The sequence below is a fragment of the Labilibacter marinus genome, assembly GCF_001659685.2.
GTDB lineage: Bacteria > Bacteroidota > Bacteroidia > Bacteroidales > Marinilabiliaceae > Saccharicrinis > Saccharicrinis marinus.
The window spans coordinates 60,346-80,074 of sequence record NZ_LXYE02000009.1 but is presented as its reverse complement, the minus strand read 5'-3'; the positions used below and the strand labels follow the sequence as shown (position 1 = coordinate 80,074).

Annotated in this window: 12 protein-coding genes; 5 read left to right on the top strand and 7 right to left on the bottom strand. The window is 35.0% G+C overall.

Annotated elements, in window-relative coordinates:
* Positions 1-3 precede the first annotated feature (3 nt).
* The 6 genes from A8L32_RS03855 to A8L32_RS03830 form a co-directional block, all read right to left on the bottom strand.
* The gene (locus tag A8L32_RS03855) at positions 4-939 is read right to left on the bottom strand and encodes a DUF1735 domain-containing protein (protein WP_158027194.1); all 936 of its coding nucleotides are present in this window, start codon (positions 937-939) and stop codon (positions 4-6) included.
* A gap of 22 nt (positions 940-961) precedes the next feature.
* Positions 962-2,716 carry a RagB/SusD family nutrient uptake outer membrane protein gene (locus A8L32_RS03850; RefSeq protein WP_075590096.1) on the bottom strand — a complete coding sequence of 585 codons (1,755 nt, stop codon included), beginning with the start codon at positions 2,714-2,716 and terminating at the stop codon, positions 962-964.
* Between the two features lie 18 nt (positions 2,717-2,734).
* On the bottom strand, positions 2,735-5,548 hold the full coding sequence (locus A8L32_RS03845; protein WP_075590095.1) for a SusC/RagA family TonB-linked outer membrane protein: 2,814 nt from the start codon (positions 5,546-5,548) through the stop codon (positions 2,735-2,737).
* 138 nt (positions 5,549-5,686) lie between these two features.
* A complete protein-coding gene (locus A8L32_RS03840; RefSeq protein WP_075590094.1) occupies positions 5,687-7,645 on the bottom strand; it encodes a RagB/SusD family nutrient uptake outer membrane protein in 1,959 nt (652 codons plus the stop codon).
* A 22-nt stretch (positions 7,646-7,667) separates the two neighbouring features.
* On the bottom strand, positions 7,668-10,784 hold the full coding sequence (locus A8L32_RS03835) for a SusC/RagA family TonB-linked outer membrane protein (protein WP_158027193.1): 3,117 nt from the start codon (positions 10,782-10,784) through the stop codon (positions 7,668-7,670).
* 1,115 nt (positions 10,785-11,899) lie between these two features.
* Positions 11,900-13,372 carry a sulfatase gene (locus A8L32_RS03830; RefSeq protein WP_075590092.1) on the bottom strand — a complete coding sequence of 491 codons (1,473 nt, stop codon included), beginning with the start codon at positions 13,370-13,372 and terminating at the stop codon, positions 11,900-11,902.
* Positions 13,373-13,831: 459 nt separating this feature from the next.
* Here A8L32_RS03830 and A8L32_RS03825 point away from each other — a divergent pair, with 459 nt between their 5' ends.
* Positions 13,832-14,932: a transglutaminase domain-containing protein gene (locus tag A8L32_RS03825; RefSeq protein WP_075590091.1), complete on the top strand. Its 1,101-nt coding sequence runs from the start codon at positions 13,832-13,834 to the stop codon at positions 14,930-14,932.
* Positions 14,933-15,121: 189 nt separating this feature from the next.
* Here A8L32_RS03825 and A8L32_RS03820 read toward each other — a convergent pair whose 3' ends face one another.
* Complete coding sequence (locus tag A8L32_RS03820; RefSeq protein ID WP_075590090.1) at positions 15,122-15,319, bottom strand: (2Fe-2S)-binding protein; 198 nt, start codon at positions 15,317-15,319, stop codon at positions 15,122-15,124.
* Between the two features lie 296 nt (positions 15,320-15,615).
* Here A8L32_RS03820 and A8L32_RS03815 point away from each other — a divergent pair, with 296 nt between their 5' ends.
* The 4 genes from A8L32_RS03815 (at position 15,616) to A8L32_RS03800 (ending at position 19,725) form a co-directional block, all read left to right on the top strand.
* Positions 15,616-16,611, top strand: coding sequence for an AAA family ATPase (locus A8L32_RS03815; RefSeq protein ID WP_075590089.1), 996 nt, complete (start codon positions 15,616-15,618; stop codon positions 16,609-16,611).
* Positions 16,612-16,784: 173 nt separating this feature from the next.
* Positions 16,785-17,651 (top strand): DUF58 domain-containing protein, encoded by an 867-nt coding sequence (locus A8L32_RS03810; RefSeq protein ID WP_075590088.1) that lies wholly within the window; start codon positions 16,785-16,787, stop codon positions 17,649-17,651.
* The gene (locus A8L32_RS03805) at positions 17,651-18,703 is read left to right on the top strand and encodes a hypothetical protein (RefSeq protein ID WP_075590087.1); all 1,053 of its coding nucleotides are present in this window, start codon (positions 17,651-17,653) and stop codon (positions 18,701-18,703) included. Before A8L32_RS03810 ends, A8L32_RS03805 begins: the two co-directional genes overlap by 1 nt.
* 29 nt (positions 18,704-18,732) lie before the next feature.
* Positions 18,733-19,725, top strand: coding sequence for a vWA domain-containing protein (locus A8L32_RS03800; protein WP_198931724.1), 993 nt, complete (start codon positions 18,733-18,735; stop codon positions 19,723-19,725).
* Positions 19,726-19,729 lie beyond the last annotated feature (4 nt).

The window sequence follows — 19,729 nt, the reverse complement described above, 5'->3', positions numbered from 1 at the left end:
TTATTATTCTTCAACGGTTATATATTTAGTCCATTCCTCTAATTCTAAATAAGTATCCAGATAGTAAAGGGTATCTTTTACTTCATGTCTTATCTCGTCATGAGTATCATCATAATAATAAGTATAGTCCAAATAAAGCGCACCATCTTGTACATCGTACAAACCAGTTCCACTCAGCTCCTTAATTTCTGATTCTGGATCTGGAGTAATAGTTACAACACCATCTGCTTTACGAATATTTAAAAGCATGCTGTAATTACCAACAGTTTGACGACCTGTGTAAGCCGCTTTAACCGTAGCACTATCTACGGTAGTTAAGTCAACTCTTTTATACCCTCTAATCACCTCGTCATCGCTAGTATAAACGAACTCATCTTCCACTTCGTTAGATAAGAAATTATACTTTTTATCTGCACCGTTTAACCAATACACACCGTGAAACTCGTTAAAATAGCGTAAAGCGATAATGGTAAAATCTTTACCATCAGTTACAGAATCGGTTGAATGATCAACAATTTGAATAGGCAATGCATATACTACACCTGTTGCTTGTTCCTGATCTAAAAACCAATCTTTATCAATAGTTACTGTAGCTCTACCTGTTATTTCTCCAGAAGGAATTGTTAATTGACCTTCGGTACCTGAAATGGTATAACGATCGGCAGGTAATAACTGCAGCTCTGGAATATCAGTAATTAACGAAGGGTCAATTACATAATCCACCGTTTCAGCTGAATTGTTGCTACGCTTTCCTCCTAGTACGACTCCAAAATCGAATTTTAAATCTTTCTGATCTTCTACCACTAAGGTTCTTAGTGGATATTGATAAGAAAAATATGTTGATGTATACTCATAATCAAACTTGTAATCTTCGTAACAAGATTGTAAGATGAACATCAGACATACTGAAGCTAATATTAATTTTTTTATACTATTCATCTTTAAAAAATTTAAGATTGTTCTACCACCCTGCATTTTGAGTAATTAATGTTGTTTTATTCATCTCGTTTTGATGGATAGGTAAGTAATAATTATCAGGATCATAAGCTAACTGGTAAACCGATTCTCTGGTAAATACACCATTATCAATAACCATTGATCCTGCAAAATTATCAAGTTTATCTTCCCACCTTCTTAAGTCATAAAAACGATGTCCTTCAAAACACAATTCAATTCTACGCTCATTTTTAATTAAATCTCTTAATGCAACTACATCACCACCAATAGTTGTTAAGTATGCATCATCAGCTAATTGTAAAGCTCTGTCGCGAACCTCACCAATAGCATCTGCAGCAGTTAATCCGCCAATATTATCCGGTCCACCTAAAGCAGCTAATTCATTTACAGCCTCAGCAAAATTTAAATACATTTCTGCCTTTCTGAAATAAACTGCGTAATGGAAAGCTTTTACTTGCTGCCCTGCTCTAAGATTTACAACAGTACTCATCCATTTTCTTAAGTAATAACTTGTTTTAGTAGATCTATTTACAAAATCAGGATTCGCCTGTGTATCATCTCCTCCCACAAAAGTTTCAACTATTTGAGTTTGTGAAGTAGCATAAGTAACGGTAGCCCCATTGTAAAGTACAGTTGCATAAAAACGAGGATCTCTGTTTTGATACATTGAGTTATCATCGTTATAGTCGTATGTTGGCGATTCCCCAGCAGGGTAACCATCGCTCATCGGAAATGCGTCTACCAAATTTTGAGTTGGATTAGTACGACCATTACCATAAAGAGTTGGAATAAAGTTTTGTTGCTCCAATCTCAATGAGGTATTAGCTCCCTCTATACGTCTATATAATAATTCTTCATTTTGCGCATTACAATAGAAATCTTCTAAATCTGTATAGATATCACCTAAATCTCCAACAAGGTCAATAGCTACTCTGGAAGCCTCAGCGGCAGCCTGATATCTGGTTCTTTTTACATCATCAGATAATCCTTTAGTAAAAGCTGGACTAGCAGCATACAAAGCAACTCTCGAACGCAATGCTTGCGCTACTACTTGTGTTGGTCTACCAAAGTTTTGATCTCTATTGGTGTAAATATCATCACTATCATTCCACTCCAATGGGAGATAAACCATAGCACTATCTAATGCTTCATTAATATAATCTAAACAAACGTCATACGATTCTCTTGGTAATTCCTCGTAGTTGTTCAAATCAACATCTCCTACAGGAATAGGCACTCCTTTTAATTCACCTGCATCGTCAACTCCACCAAAGTTTTTTAGTAAACTAGCCATCGTCCAGGCTCTTAAAAAGTATGCTTCTCCAAAAAGGTTTCTTTTAAAGATACTATCGTTTCTTTCTGTAGACTTTTTAAATACAATATCGTTCTCTTCAACAATATCAAAGAACATATCAAGATCTCTTAAACTTTCATAATAAGTGCCCCATCCCCACGTTCCACCAAAGATGGTTGTATTTGGGTTTAAATACCCTGGAATGGAAGCTATTTTATATATGTTTTGAGTTTCAAGATTTATTACAGCGTTGTCTGTACCACAATCCAGGAATCCACCTCCCGTATTGTCTAATCTATCTGGAAAACTTTTACTGTATACAGATACTACCAAACCTTCAATCTTATCAGGTTGTGTTAGTAATTGCTCGTATGTCATTTTTGTGGATAACTTAGGATCCAGAAATTCTTCGCCACAGCTAGCTAGCAGTAGAATTGCAAAAATGAATAATGAATAATATTTCATATTATTTTTTTTAAATAATTAAAATGTCACTTTTAACCCCAGTGAATACGTTGTAAACATTGGATACTTACTTACACCTGCATTGATATCCTCAGGATCAAGATCTTTAATTTTTGAGATCGAAAATAAATCGGTTCCTTTTACATAAAAACGAACTTTATCTGCAGATATCTTATTAGCAATGTTAGTAGGTAACAAATAACTTAACTCTAATACTCTTAATTTAAAATAAGAACCATCTTCCATCCAATAAGATGAGTTGCGGAAACTATGACCATTATTAACGGAAGTTAAAGTAGGATAGTCATCAGCTAAGGCTTTATCAGAATATTTTCTGGTACCATAAGGCATGTAATAACTATTGGTTAACATTTTATCCAATCCAGCTACTCCTTGTCCTAGTGCATACAACTCAATACCTTTATACTGTAAGTTAAGATTTAAAGCATAATTAATACGAGGAAAAGCATTACCAATTACGGCTACATCATTGCCATCAATAATATCATCTTCTCTATTATTTGCGATATCCTTTAACTTAAGATCTCCAGGAACAATACCTCTATTTCCATATGATGTAGATACTCCGTAATTATCAATATCAGCTTGATCATTATATACACCATCATAAACCCAACCCCAAATAGCATCCGTATTTGTTCCGGTGCGCAACAAGTGGTCATACTCACTAATTTCATCTAATTTTTCCCATTTAGATTCTGAGTACATAAAGTTCCCCCCAATACTATATGAGAAATCTCCTGCTTTATTAGAGTATTGAATACTCATATCAACACCTGTATTAGATAACTCTTCGTAATTAGCCTTAGGAGATACACTCATATAATAACTTGGTATTACACTACCTACATTAGTTGGCATATCATAACGAAACTGATCGAAGTAATTAAGCTCTAATGACAAGTTTTTAAACAATGTAGCTTCAATACCCACATTTATTTCTCTTGACTTTTCAAAAGTATAATCTTCGTTTCCTCTAGTAGTCAGCTTTGTACCATATTTTGTAGGACCAGAGTTATCTTCTCCCAGTCTTACACTACCAGCTGTTTGATACTCATCAATATATTTATAATACTCAAAACTATTACTTGTGTTATTGGCATCATTATATTGATATCTATCATATCCCATTACACCATAGCTACCTTTAATTTTAAGATAGTTTATGATAGAAGAATTTGCCATGAAATTTTCATTAGAAAGAATCCAACCAGCACCAACACTACCAAATAAACCATATCTGTTACCCGGAGCAAACTTGTCTGATCCCATTAAAGATGAAGTACCTTCTACCACATATTTGCCATCAAAAGCATAGTTCGCTCTTAAACCCAGATTGATATTCTTATCATCCTGACGCACACCACCAGAGTATGTTGATGTACCTTTATAGGCAATGGTACGAGCTGCGTAAACCAAGTTAGAAGTAATGGCATGTTTACCAAATGTTCTATCGTAGTTAATAAAAGCAGTTCCTACAACATTTCTGTAAAAGTTGTCACTGACTTTCACTTCATTACCAGCAGGAACATTGTCTCCAATTTCGTTTAAGGTATATTCTTCAGGTGTATCACCTTCAATCACTTCAAACCTTGAGTATTGTAAATTCTTACCAGATGTAATAGTACGGAAGGCATCAAAACCTACTGAAATACCACCGTCTAATCCAGTTACAAACTTGTCTAAATTAAAATCAATACCAAAAGTAGTTTGTCCTCGAAATTCTTTAGTATCTCTATATCCCCAACGTGTTAAATCTCCGTACACATTGTTATAATTAGCATGATAACCTAAAGAATCTTTGTTGATAGAACCGTCAGCAGTAACAAAAGTAGGAAAGTCATTAGGTCTTTGCGTGGATAAATCAGCCATCATATCATTGGATCCTAATCGGGCATTTTCTCTTACCCCCATTCTTGATGAAATATCCAAGCTTACACTTACAACATCATTTACCTCATAATCTAAATTACTCATTAGGTTTACAATATTGTTGGTATTATTAACACCCACTTTTTCTAAACCAGTTTCTCTTACATATTCCATGTTTAAGAAATACTTGGTTTTTTCATCACCACCTTCTAAAACAGCATTGAATCTTTGGTAGTCAGAAAAATCTTTAAGTATTAAATCATAAAGATCTACGTTTGGATAAGTAACCGAATGATTACCATCAGTATAATATGCATACTCATCTTCGGTATGTTGTGCATCTAAACCATCATTAACTCTGGCCTGATCAAACAAACGAGCATAACCAGGAGAATCTAAATACTCAGGCATTGCAGTGGGCGTTTTAATACCTCCCTCTGCAGAAAACGAAAGTTTACGTTCTGCTACATATCCTCTTTTGGTAGTCACTAAAATAACTCCATTTGTCGCATCACTACCGTATAACATTTTAGCAGTAATATCCTTTAATACCTGAATAGACTCAATAGATTCCATAGGTAAATTATCCATAGATCTATTTGGAATACCATCAATTACTACCATAGGGTAATCACTTCTTCCTCCACGGGCACGTCCTCGAATATTTAAGGAGCTCCAGTTAGCACCTGGTTGTCCGGCATATTTATTTACATACATACCAGAAGCAAGACCTGCCAATGAGTTACTGACGCGATACTCTCCTGAACGTCTAACATCGTCGCCATATATTACATCTACTGCTCCAACTACCCTATCCTTTTCGATATCGGCATACGGCAATTTTACCGTTTCCTTCTGCACCGATAAGGAGTCGGTTTGTGCATCTACCACAAAGTTGGAGAGCAATAAAACTGTTATTATTAATAAATATTTTTTCATCTCATTATTGTTATAATTTTTAAGCGTATTCCATGAAATCTGCTTACAACGAAACGTTAAATCCAATAAGAATCTAGTACACACTTTTTCTATTTGTTTATATCGTTTCATTTACTATAAATTATTATAAACTAGTTGTTACCAACCTGGGTTTTGTTCAAAATTTTTGAATAGGTTCATCTCATCCGTATGGAAAGGGTACCAATAGTGTCTATTGTCAAATACTCTTGGGTAACCTGATTGCTTTTTACCGAAAGTATATGTACCGTTTGCTTCAGAGATATCAGCCACCCAAATTCCTTTAGCTAATTCAACATGTGCAGTTCTCCATCGTTTTAAATCCCACCAACGATGTTGTTCATAGAATAACTCACGAGCGCGCTCTTTTCTAATATATTCTCTGAATATTTCCTTAGAAGCATAGTATTCTGGACGTACCTTTGGCATACCTACACGTTCTCTTACACGATCAATTGCATCAACAGCATTTCCAACAGAAGAGCTATTATTAGGCACTCCACCTTGAGGTCCGTATAATTCATTGGCTAATTCTGCAAAATCAAGATAAAGCTGAGCCATTCTAATAAATGGGAAAATTCTACCATATCCATTAGTTCTGTTAGCATTGTTGTTACCTGACCAACGATATTTACCTGCATGATAAAATCCAGTATGATTCCATCCTTGATTAACTTCGTAGGTATAATGTGCTCCATTCGGATTATCAGCACCTAAAACAGGAGGTAAACCTTGTCTGTCTTTGTTTATAGCGCTATTATCTAGGTTTCCATCTCTAGAGCCATTGTACATATTATCTCCATGACAAAAGATAAACTTCTTTAATCTTGGGTCTCTGTTAGCATAAGGGTCTGTACGTGACCATACAGTTGAATTATCTTCTGCATCACCAACACCCAAGTGCCAGTTATCACCAACTTCCCAACCATCAGCAGTTTCAAACCAATCTACAGCATTATGTGTTGGTACTGAAAAGTTAGCCCAACCTTGGTTAGCATCCCAACTAGGTAAATACATACCTGCACCAGCAATATTACCACCTCCTGTAAATCGGATATAAGGCTGAAAGATGGCCTCATTACTTAATCCCTTGCCTTCAGCCGCTCTTTGGTGGAAGTTTTGTAAATAAGTAGTTGCATCATACATTGTATATCTTGTAAAAGGATCTTCTGCACTTTTAATAGCATCAATACAAGAATTCAAAGCAGTATCCGCCATTGCAGTGTTAAACTTACTCATCGCATCACCAGAGAAACCTAAGCTCTCGTTAAGCGGTATATTATAATTAGGGCTGGCTGCATACAACTGAACCATTGACTTTAAAGCCTTAGCAGTAGTTATTGTAGCACGACCAATATCATTTGGAGAATCTGACCAATCTTGTGGTAAATAAACAATAGCACTATCCAAATCCTGAGTTGCCCAGTAACTAGACATTTGATATGTTGGACGAACTACATCAAAATCTTCATCCGAAGAATAAGCCTTTTGCATATTTGGCATTCCACCATAGTCCCGAATAATCATAAAATAAAACCAAGCTCTTAGAAAGTAACATTGCCCTTTTAGTTGAGCTTTTAGCTCTTCTGGAGAATATACCGATCCTTCGGGAAAGCTTTGCAATTTATCCATATTCTGCAGGGCTACATTTACTGCACGAATACCCACTGCAGCTTCAGCATGAACTTCTCTATAATGATGTCTATAAGCCCACTCATCGTTAGTTGATCCACCAGTTGCCACTTCTCCAATACCCATATCCCAGCGCATACCTGCGTTTCTGTAATTTTCCCAATTACCAGTATTAATAGAAGTAAGAATAGCGGAACCAATACCTGTTGGTCGTGCTAACTGACATTCATCTGAAAAAGTACCTACTTCACCACCATAATCATAAGGATCATAAACATAATTATGTAATAATCCAACCGCTCTATCCACAGTACCCTTAAAGGTTACATAATCGCTATACACCTGATCTCCGGTAAGCCCCATTTCTGGACTTTTATCCAGATAATCTTCGCATGAAGCAAATATTAATACCGACAGACAGATGCCTATAAAATATTTTATTTTCATTTTATCTCTTTTTATAAATTAATTAAAATGAAGCTCTTAAACCGACATTATACCTTTTCGCTATCGGATATACAGATAAGCTTCTTGCCTCTGGGTCAAATTCCTCAGGTAATTTTTGCCATGTAATTAAGTTATTACCATTCACAAAAATTTCTAGATTATCCATAAAGCCCGTTCTATCCAAAATATTTTTGCTGAACTTATACTTAAGCTCAATATTTTTAAGACGAATGAAATCACTTCTTCTGCGTGTATATGTGCTCTGTTGAGAGTTATGTATATTGTCAACAGTTCGTAGACCTGGACGAGATGCTCCTAAGTTAGTTGGAGACCAGAAATCAAACATTTCTGTGTTTAACATACGAAAATCTAAGTCACCTCCTGTTGTTGCATGCTCCCATAAATAACTTCTATCTAAGTTTTTAGAAATGGCAAATACACCATTAAACACAGCATTTAAACTTAATTGCTTATAAGTAACACCTACGTTAAATGCAAATGAATTAGATGCATACGAAGGTTCTCCAATAGGCACTCTATCTAAATTAGAAATAATACCATCACCGTTATAATCTACGTAAGTAAAATCTCCAGGGCGTAGTGTTGAGTGGCTCGATTGAGTTCCGATATAAATATCATCCCAACTACTATGTATATCATCTTGAATATATCCTGTTTGCCAACCAATTGGCTTATCTGCTTGCTTTTGATATTCAGGAGCATAAAACGCATCATCTCTTTCAGTGATTCTGTTTTCACTCATAGAAAGGTTAGCTGATAATCTATATCTCCAGTCGCTACCAATTCTATCATTCCAAATTAACTCCACATCAAAACCATGATTTTGCGTTTCTCCAATATTAGCATTAGGTGTAATACCTCCATACCAAGCTGGTATAGATTGACGCTCCATTAAAATTCCGGTTCTTTTTTCATCAAATAAGTCAATGATGGTCTTTAACCTACTATCCAAAATGTTAATATCAAATCCCAAGTTTTGCTTTATAGCTGTTTCCCAAGTTGCATCATAATTGGCTGGCGTATCCTCAAAGTATAATGTACCCATATACTGTTGACTAGCTGAACCACCAAAACCTCCAGGATATCCTTTATATTGCCAAACTTTATTAGGATCAGTAGAGTGTGTACCATAAGTATCAAAATATAAGTGACGAACTGTTTGCCCATTAATTCTTAAGATATCATTACCAACTTTACCATATGAGTATCTAACTTTAAAAAAGTCGATAAATGATAAATTATCTTTAAAAAATTGCTCTTCTGATGCAACCCATCCTAAAGATAGAGAAGGGAAAAATCCAAATCTTTTACCAAAGTCAAACTGATCACTACCGTTATACGCTCCGTTAAACTCAAATAAATATTTATCTCTATAGGCATAAGTTAAACGTCCTACCCAACTTTCTTCGTACTTAGGAAAAGCGACCTTGTTTTGAGCCTCACGACGATTAAATAATGCTAATGCACTAACATCATGCTCACCAAAAGATTTATTATAATTTAAAGAACCCTCGTAATATAAATTATTAGAAAATCCATCTAAAGTCTCATTGTTTACTTTAGGTAAAGCTTCAACCTTGTCTGGATCGCCAAACTGCCATATTTCACCAGTTCTATAGTTTGTTCTGTAATAAATTGGTGAACTAGTTTGATCTCCCGTTAATGAAATAGAACTTTTATATGACTCTGTATAATCATAAGCTACTTTAGCTTTAAAGGTAAAGTCCTTTAAAAATTGCTGCTCAAAAGTGATATCTACATTAGAACGTGTAGATCTTTTAGTGTTTTCACTTTCTCTTTCCATTAAACCAAGGTAATTAGCCTTTGTCCAATCCTTGGCTTCATCACCAGCACCTAACTCTCCGTTACTTAATATTGGAGGTGTACCTACCTGTACATTACTATATAATGCAGAATAAGTATTTCCACTCGCATCAAAACCTGCAGAAGCACCACTACTACTAGAGAAACGGTTACCGTGCCAATCTTTAAAATCACCTGAAATATTAACTTTTAAGCTAGTTGTTTTAGTAAACTGAAAATCAAGATTACTACGCCAGTTATATCTCTTTTGAGAAGTTCTTGGATCAATAAACTCTTGCTCATCAATATCAAACATATCTCCATCGTAGTTATAACCAAAAGATGTAAAGTACTTTACAAAGTCATTACCTCCTGATATATTTAAGTTATATGATCGCGCAACTCCTGTTCCTAACAGGTAATCAATCCAGTTTGTATACGAATAAAAATCCATATCCCTATTCGGATTTCTCCAATCATCGATATCACTTTGTGGCTGAAGTTTGTGGTAATTTCCCTCTGCCATAGCTGCCATATTATAATGCTCTAAAGCAGTGGCATATTCGGCCATATAATCGGAGTTACTTGATGCGACTTTACGACCTTCGTTAGCTGTAAAGGAAATTTTAGCTTTACCTTTTTGACCACGTTTAGTAGTTACAAGGATTACACCATTTGCCCCCTTTACACCGTATACAGCTGTTGCTGAAGCATCCTTAAGCACCGAAATAGATTCAATTTCGTTAGGATCTAAATCATTAAAATCCCTTTCAACACCATCCACCATATATAGCGGTGCATTACTACCCCATGAAGATTGACCTCGAATAAGGATGGTAGAATTGGATGATCCTGGCATACCTGCCGCCTGCATTGTAGAAACACCTGGTAGCATACCTGCTAAGGCCTCACTCACAGTACTAACATTACCTACCTGCAATAAATCTTCACCTGTTGTTTGTACAACAGAACCTATTACTGTTTTCTTCTTCTGTGTACCAAAACCTACTACTACTACATCATCTAACAGTTCTGTATCACCAACTAAGGCTACATTAATTTTTAACTGATTACCAACTACTATCTCTTGTGTTTGATAACCAATAAAACTATACACTAAGGTTACTCCCTCGCTTTTGTCTAGAGACAAAGTATAGTTACCATCAAAATCTGTTATGGTACCAACGGTAGTTCCTTTAACAAATACATTAACACCTGGTATACCCAATCCATCATTATCGAGGACCGTACCTGTTACAGAAGTTTTTTGTGCAAAAACACTAAATACTGATATTGTCAGAGTTAGTATTAACATCTGCAATCGTTTTAATGTACTTGCCTTGTTCAAATTGTTTTTCATACTACATAAATTACTTTTGAATTAAGGTTCTCTTTTTTTGCTTTCTTAAATGTTTGTTTTACCAATTAGTGCTTTAACCACTTTTTACTTTCATTTTGATTCATTTTAATTCGTGCACATTTTTTAACATTTCAAAAGTATATTAGAAAGATTCATTCTACAGGAGGGGTTTTTTCCTTTATCAGTGGGTATATTTTAACCGAAAACAGCAACAAAGAGCAGGGAGAATTCCCCTCTAAAATTAGAATACGACAGATAGACAGAAAATGTACAACAAGAGAGCACAAAGCACTCATAAACCTGTATAATTGACTCTTATGAAATATTAACTAAACGTACACATCACTCCAATACCTAATAAAACCGACCAGCACACACACTTCATAACAATTATCATTCAACACATTACAAGCGTACAAATATTTTTTACCGCTGCTCTATTTGCATTTCACCCACCTACACACCCCTACACCTTGTATTAATTAACTAATTAGCCCCTCTTGTATAGCCACAGTAAAGAATAACAAATACATATATTAACTAGATCTTGATGTAGTCTTGCAGAATAATTGACATTATAAAACACTTATAGGTTAGCGCAGGATTATTTTTCATATAATCATCCATGAGGAATAAGATTCAGTAGCCATAACCGATACTATACTGCGCGTGAAAGCCATGAACTAATAAGAAAATATTATATGGAGGATAACAAAAACATAGAAAAAGTCATTACTAAAACTGACGAACTTGTAAATGGAGAGAAAAATCCAGTAAGGGTTAAGGCTTAAAAATTGAAGAAAGGTGAAGAGAATACAGAGTTGCTTAATACTAGGAGTTAAACGCCTCTTATCTGGGCGTCCAATACCCTAAAGACTCGAATAAGGATGATGACCATCATCCACTAAAATAAGTTATCAGCCGAATGTAAAAGTGAAACAAGTTGAGTTTAGCAACAACAAAGCCACCTCAATGCAGAGATGGCTTTGCTATTATCAATTATTAAAATGGTTTTTAAATTAAAAAACAACTTACAAGGTTGTATTATTAGATATACCTTTATAAAACGACTACTTCTGTTGACTCAATAAAAATGCTTTAACTTCTTCTTTTGATTTATCTGCCCATTTACCTTTGGGCCAAAACTCCTCACAAACTTCATCATAATCAGGATTTGGGACAGGCATTTGTGCTCCTACTTTGGTTCTCCAAGTCTTTAAATCTGCCATTAACTCCTTTACTTTTTCAGGATTTGTAGCAGCCAAATTAATATCCTCACCAATATTGTCTTTTAGATTATATAGCTCTAGAGAATCATTTTCAAATACTTCTATCAACTTCCAGTCTCCTTTTCTAATGGCACTATATGGCTTAGCCCCCTCTAAATGATAATGTGGATAATGCCAAAAAATAGCTTCTCTTTCAACGCTCATTCCCTTGGTAAGCAATTCGGTAAAATCAAGTCCATCTATTTGGTCTGCGCTTTTCTTTGCAGTACCGCTTAAGCCTAACAAAGTAGGGTAAATATCAATGGACATGATAGGCGTTTCATTCACCGAACCACCTTTAATTTTACCCGGCCATTTTACGATAAAAGGCTCACGAACACCGCCTTCGTAAATATCACCTTTACCAGAACGCAAAGGAAAGTTAGAAGTGACTTTACCTTTATTACCGCACAAACCACCATTGTCCCCGGTAAACATTACAATGGTATTCTCATCTAAACCAGCTTCTTTTAATTTATTGATGATCTCTCCTACTGCATCATCCATATGCTCAACCATAGCAGCATAAACCGGGTTACTATGATGCTTGGTAGTATCCATCAAGGTCTTGTACCTGGCTATTTTTTCCTTTTTAGCTTGCAAAGGTGTGTGTACATTATAAAACCATAAGTTCATAAAAAAAGGTTCGCTATCATTCTTATGATTCTCAATATAAGCAACGGCTTCTTGCGCTAGTCTCTCGGTTAAATACTCCCCTTCCGGACCATCTTCTAAACGAGGGTTTAAATATGGAGGAAAATAGCCATTCCCACCATTCTTTTTCTGCGGAGCACCTACTTTATAACCAGCTATATTAATATCGAAACCTTGATTTTCGGGCCAATATTTTTCTTCTTCACCTAAATGCCATTTACCAATATGTATCGTATTGTAGTTATTTGCCTTAAATGATTCTGCCAAAGTAGTCTCATCCACAGCCATATATTCTGTCCAACTAGGAATAGCCATTTTAGCCCATGGCTTTTTATGCCCACTAATCCAATCGGTACAATTAATCGTAGCTGGATATTTACCACTCATAATAGCCGCTCGGGTGGGCGAACATACAGTGCATGCTGCGTATCCATTGGTAAATTTCATACCATCAGCGGCTAACTTATCTACATTGGGTGTTTGGTAAAAATCACTACCATAACATGCCACATCAGTCCAGCCTAAATCGTCCACTACAATCAATACCACATTGGGCTTTTCCTCTGTTTTACAAGCAACAAGGCTTGCGACAAGGACAACAAATAATAATACGTTTTTCATTTTTCTGGTTTAAACTGTAAATATTTTAAGGGGTACTCACCTATTGATTGAACATTAAAAGTACTATAAATTAGTAATCTGAAAAGAACTGTTTTATATATTGCAGAAAAACAAGTATCATTTAATTCTTTTAAAAAAGCAGAAATTCTAAGCTATCAGGAATCCGAGTGACTCTAAGCGATCATTGTATTAAGCTATGATGACTTTTGTGTGCACACAGCTTTAAAGTCCATTGCTATTAGTCATATGATTAATAAGATAAAATACTATTTTAGTGCGTATAAAAATAAATCGTGCTTGTTATCTGTGTATAACAAATTTAAACGATTAGGGGATATAAACAATAGTTCTACATTTGAATACGCCGCAACTTTTAGTTAGGTAGAGTTCGCTAAAATGCTTTTCTGAAATATGTTTTAATGCGGTATACACATAGATGTGAGTAATAATAAATTATAGATGATTAATAAGATTTTACTTTTTGGATTTATTTTAATAACAACATTCGGATGTGCACCTTCTAAACCTTCAGAATATTTAGTAGTTGATGAAAATTCAAAAACAGTACCTGACTCCATAATTAACAACGAAGCGATAGCTCACTATATAACCGATGTTTTAAAAACCGATAAGGAAAAAGCTAGAGCAATATACATTTGGATTGCTCACAATATTAAATATGACTTGGACCATTCATATTCAAATACAAGCTATGAATCTTCACAAGATTTCATTGACGAGGTTCTCACTAAACGAAAAGGAGTATGCCAACATTACTCAGAATTATTTCACGCCATGAGTAAGTCTGCTGGGTTAAATAGTTATTTGATAGGTGGATATACACGCAATTCATTTGGTGAAATTTCAGATGAGGGTCATGCATGGAATGGGATTGAAATTGATTCAAGTTATTACTTAATTGATGTAACATGGGCGGCAGGGTATAAATTTAAAGATGAATACATTCATGAATTTAGAGATGATTATTTTATCATATCACCAAAAGAATTTATAAAAAACCATATGCCTTTTGACCCAATATGGCAATTTTTGGATAACCCAATTAATAACAATGAGTTCATATCAAAAGACTTTTCAAAACTTGATGTGCAAGGTACTTTTGCATTTAACGATTATATAAAAAAACGCAAAGAAGGCAATGAATTGGCTCAACTTGAAAAGTCGAATAAACGAATTATTGAAAATGGAATAATAAACAATCTTATTAAAAAAGAAGTTGACAGAAATATTCTTCAAATAACGAATAGAAAATACAATTTAGCGATTGATACATTTAATTTCGGGGTGAAATATTTTAATTTATTTATCAATCATAAAAATAGATATTTTCTAGATCCAGAACTGAATGACACACAGGTTAAAGAGTTAATCGATAACGCTGACAATGGAATATATGCGGCAAATGAATTGTTAAATGAATTATCTTCTTCGAACTGCGAGCTTAATTCTTTAATTATGGATACGCGCAATAGAATGCCTCATTTAATCTCAGATTTAGAACGAGAGAAAAATTTTGTTGATTTATATTTAAAGGAATAATTAATACCAATAAGGCTAATAAAACTGTGGGCCATGAACCAGTATTACTTCATAAGCTTTTTCCATTATAATTTTAACATAGCTATATATTTATAAATTCGGAGTTGAATTAAACCCAGCCTGCCTTTTGAAAAATAAAAAAAGCCATCTAATATAATTAGACAGCTCCATATTAAAATAATAAATTCTCTACTTCCCTTTCTTTAATTCCTCTTCTAAAATATCTGAAAGGTCATCATAACAGGAACCACAGATAGTAGCTGCATTGGTTTCGTCCTGAATATCCTCTACCGTTTTTAGGTTTTTCTCATGAATGGTATTCACTAAATCAATTTTTCTTAGCATCATGTGTTTACACACAAAATCTCTATCTTCAAACTTGCTCATCTTGTCTATTTTATAATGTTTCTTTTAACTATTTTCTATCAAACTCTTTTGTAAAATTACTAAGTCTGTCACAAAAACACTTTTTAAATACTTAAAACCAAAAATATTAAAATTGGTTCATCCGTTAAAGCATCCCATACAAAAAGTTAAGGAAGTGTTAAAGTAGAGTATTTATGCCTGATTCGGATATTAAATTAACTTTTTTTAACAATCCTACATATAGCACTCCTCATTAAAAAACTAATTTTGGAATCCAGTAGAAAAAATATAAAATCATTAACAATAATATTAAAATCATGGAGCAATCTGTTGATATAAGAGAGTTAAACGAACGAATTAAAGCTGAAAGTTCATTTGTAGATTTACTAACCATTGAAATGAACAAGGTTATTGTAGGTCAGAAACATTTAGTGGAAGGCCTATTAATTGGTTTATTAAGTGATGGACACATTTTATTAGAAGGAGTTCCTGGGTTAGCAAAAACGCTTGCCATTAACACATTAGCAACTGTAGTTGATGCGGATTTTAGTAGAATTCAGTTTACCCCTGATTTGCTTCCTGCCGACCTTTTGGGTACAATGATATATAGCCAGAAGAATGAAGAGTTTGTAATGAAGAAGGGACCAATCTTCACTAACTTTGTATTAGCCGATGAGATTAACCGTGCCCCAGCTAAGGTACAGAGTGCTTTACTTGAGGCTATGCAAGAGCGTCAAGTAACCATTGGTGATACTACGCATAAATTGGAGGAACCATTTTTGGTAATGGCCACGCAAAACCCCATTGAGCAAGAAGGTACATATCCGCTCCCTGAAGCACAGGTTGACCGTTTTATGCTGAAAATAGTGATCAGTTATCCACAAAAAGAAGAAGAGCAAATGATTATCCGTCATAATTTGGCACAGTCATTCCCTAAAGCTTCTTCTATCCTAAAGCCAGACGATATTATCCGTGCTCGTAAAGTAGTAAAGGATGTATATATGGATGAGAAAATTGAGAAGTACATTGTAGATATTGTTTTTGCTACACGTTTTCCAGCAAAATATAGTTTAGAGAAATATGAAGAAATGATTTCTTACGGATGTTCTCCTCGTGCCAGTATCAGTCTGTCTATGGCAGCTAAGGCGTATGCTTTTATTAAACGAAGAGGGTATGTTATTCCTGAAGATGTACGTGCTGTTTGCCACGATGTATTGCGTCATAGAATTGGTTTGTCGTACGAAGCAGAGGCCAATAACATTACTTCTATTGATGTGATTAATGATATTTTAAATACAGTTGAAGTACCATAGTTTTTTTTTATAATCAAGGTTAATATTCAGTAGAAAGACAAAAGTATAAAGACAAAAGACTTAAGTTTAATGACTGTCATAATTATAGCAATCATTTAAATAACTTTTAAAAACAAGTCTTAATACTTAAATCTTAATACTTTATACTAAATAGTTGCAAAAAATAAAACACTATGGAAACAGCAGAGCTTCTTAAACGAGTTCGACAGATAGAGATTAAATCGAGAGGGCTTTCCAGCAATATATTCGCTGGAGAATATCATTCAGCCTTTAAAGGTAGAGGTATGACCTTTAGTGAAGTTCGTGAATATCAATATGGCGACGACATTCGAAATATAGACTGGAACGTAACGGCTCGTTTTAATCACCCTTACATCAAGGTTTTTGAAGAGGAAAGAGAACTCACGGTGATGCTTTTGATTGATGTTTCTGGCTCAAGAGAATTTGGTACATCTTATAAGTATAAAAAGAACATCATCACAGAAATTGCCGCAGTATTGTCTTTTTCTGCTATTCAGAACAATGATAAGATAGGCGTTTTATTCTTCTCTGATAAAATTGAGAAGTTTATTTCTCCACAAAAAGGAAGAAAGCACATCTTACATATTATACGTGAACTTATTTCGTTTACGCCTGATAATAAAACCACCAACATTGGCGAGGCTTTGCGTTATCTGACCAATGCTATTAAAAAGAGATGTACGGCTTTTGTTATCTCCGACTTTATGGATGATGATTTTGAAAACCCGCTTAAGATTGCCAATCAGAAACATGATGTGGTGGCCTTAAAGGTTTACGATAAACGCGAAACTGAAATGCCTTCGGTGGGACTGATTAAAATGAAAGATGCCGAAACAGGGCAGTATTCATGGATAGACACCTCGAATAGTCAGGTTAGAGAAGCGTATAATAAATGGTGGAAAGATAGCGAGGAAAACACAAATTCAATTTTCAGAAAATGTGGCATCGACAATACCTCCATCAGAACCGATGAAGACTATGTAAAGTCTTTAATGTACTTATTTAAAAAACGAATGTAATGAATCGTATTACACTTGTCAAAAATATAAAGCAATGGAGTAAACAATTAGGTTTTGTTGCCCTGTTTACACTGGCTATTGGCGTTTCAGCAAAAGCGCAAGAGGTTAGTGCTACGGCAACATTAGATTCTACTTTAATCTTTATTGGTGGTCAGATAGACTTAAAACTTGAGCTGAGTCAACCAGGCGATTTACAAGTCAACTTTCCGCACTTTACCGATACAATTACTAAAAACATAGAGATAATTGAAAAAGGTGGCGTAGATAGTTTACGAATGGACAATAACCGATTGGTGCTGTCTCAATTGTATCGCATTACTTCTTTCGATAGCGGATTACATTACATCCCTCCTATCGAGTTTGAAATTATTCAAAATGAAGTCAGGAATATTGCAGCTTCCAATGCTTTGAGTTTAATGGTAGTCAACCCATTTCAGGTAGTCAACCCCGAAGATGGAGTTACTGACATTAAAGGACCGCAGGATGCTCCTTTTAAAATTGTAGAGATATTACGTTATATATATTTATACGGGGGAATACTACTAGGGCTAGGTTTAATTGTTTGGTTGATATTATACTTACGTAAAAATCGCACAGAAGGCGGTCTTTCATTTAGCAAGCCAAAACCAACAGAACCACCTCATATCATCGCACTGCGAGAGTTGGATAAAATCAAAGAATCAAAACTTTGGGAACACGATAAGGTGAAAGAGTTTTATACTGAGGTTTCTAACACCATCAGAAATTACATTGAGCATAGATATGAGCAACCTGCATTAGAGCAAACATCCATTGAAATATTCGATTCGCTGAAAAGTGTAGATATGGATAAAACATCAATGGAGCAGCTAACGCAGATACTTGAATTAGCCGATTTGGTTAAGTTTGCCAAGTTTCAGCCATTGCCAGATGAGAATGGTTTAACCTTAATGAATTCATACTTTTTTGTGAATCAAACTAAGGTAGAAGAGATAAAAACCTTGGAGGAAGAAAAAGAAGAGTTCTTAGCTAAAGAGTCTGAAGCAGAAGAAGGTGATTCCGACGAGAAGTAATTTAGGTTATTGCGAAACAATAATATACAATGAGCAACATTAATTTTTTACATCCATATTACTTTTACCTTTTATTGGTTTTGATACTCATAATTGGTTGGTACATCTGGAAACATAAGAGTTCACAAGCATCGCTTCAAATATCTACTTTAAAAGGATTTCAGAATGCACCTGTTTCCTGGAAAGTATATTTAAGGCATGTACCTATCGTTTTAAGGTCGCTGGCCATTACCATGTTGGTGTTTGTGCTAGCTCGCCCACAGTCGTCCAATAGCTCTCACGATGTCATTACCGAAGGTATCGACATTGTTATGACGATGGATATTTCGTCGAGTATGGAAGCCTTAGATTTTAAACCCAACAGACTGGAAGCTGCAAAAGATGTGGCTAAAGAATTTATTTTAGCTCGTGAAAACGATAAAATTGGGATGGTAATTTTTGCGGGTGAGAGCTTTACGCAATGTCCGCTAACCACAGACAAAGGTGTTTTGGTTAATCTGATGTCGGAAATTAAAACTCATATGGTGCAGGATGGTACTGCCATTGGTTTAGGATTAGCTACTGCGGTTAACCGTATTAAGGATAGTGAAGCAAAATCGAAGGTAATTATCCTCTTAACCGATGGAGTAAATAACCGAGGTGAAGTAGCTCCGTTAACAGCTGCCGAAATTGCTAAAACATTTGGCATTAGAGTTTATACCATTGGGGTTGGTTCTAAAGGAATTGCTAAACGCCCTGTACAAACACCATACGGCACTCGATTGGTAGAAGAAGAAGTTAAAATTGACGAAGAAATGATGCAGGAAATATCTGACATTACGGGAGGTCAATATTTTAGAGCTACTGACAAAAAAGGTCTTAAACAGATTTACGAGGACATTGACAAATTGGAAAAAACGAAGATTGAGGTAAAAGAATACACAAAGAGGTCGGAAGAATATATGATATGGGCCATTTTAGCAGCCGTATTTATGTTGGCAGAAGTATTCTTAAGAAGTACGGTTTTACGTAACCTTCCTTAATCTT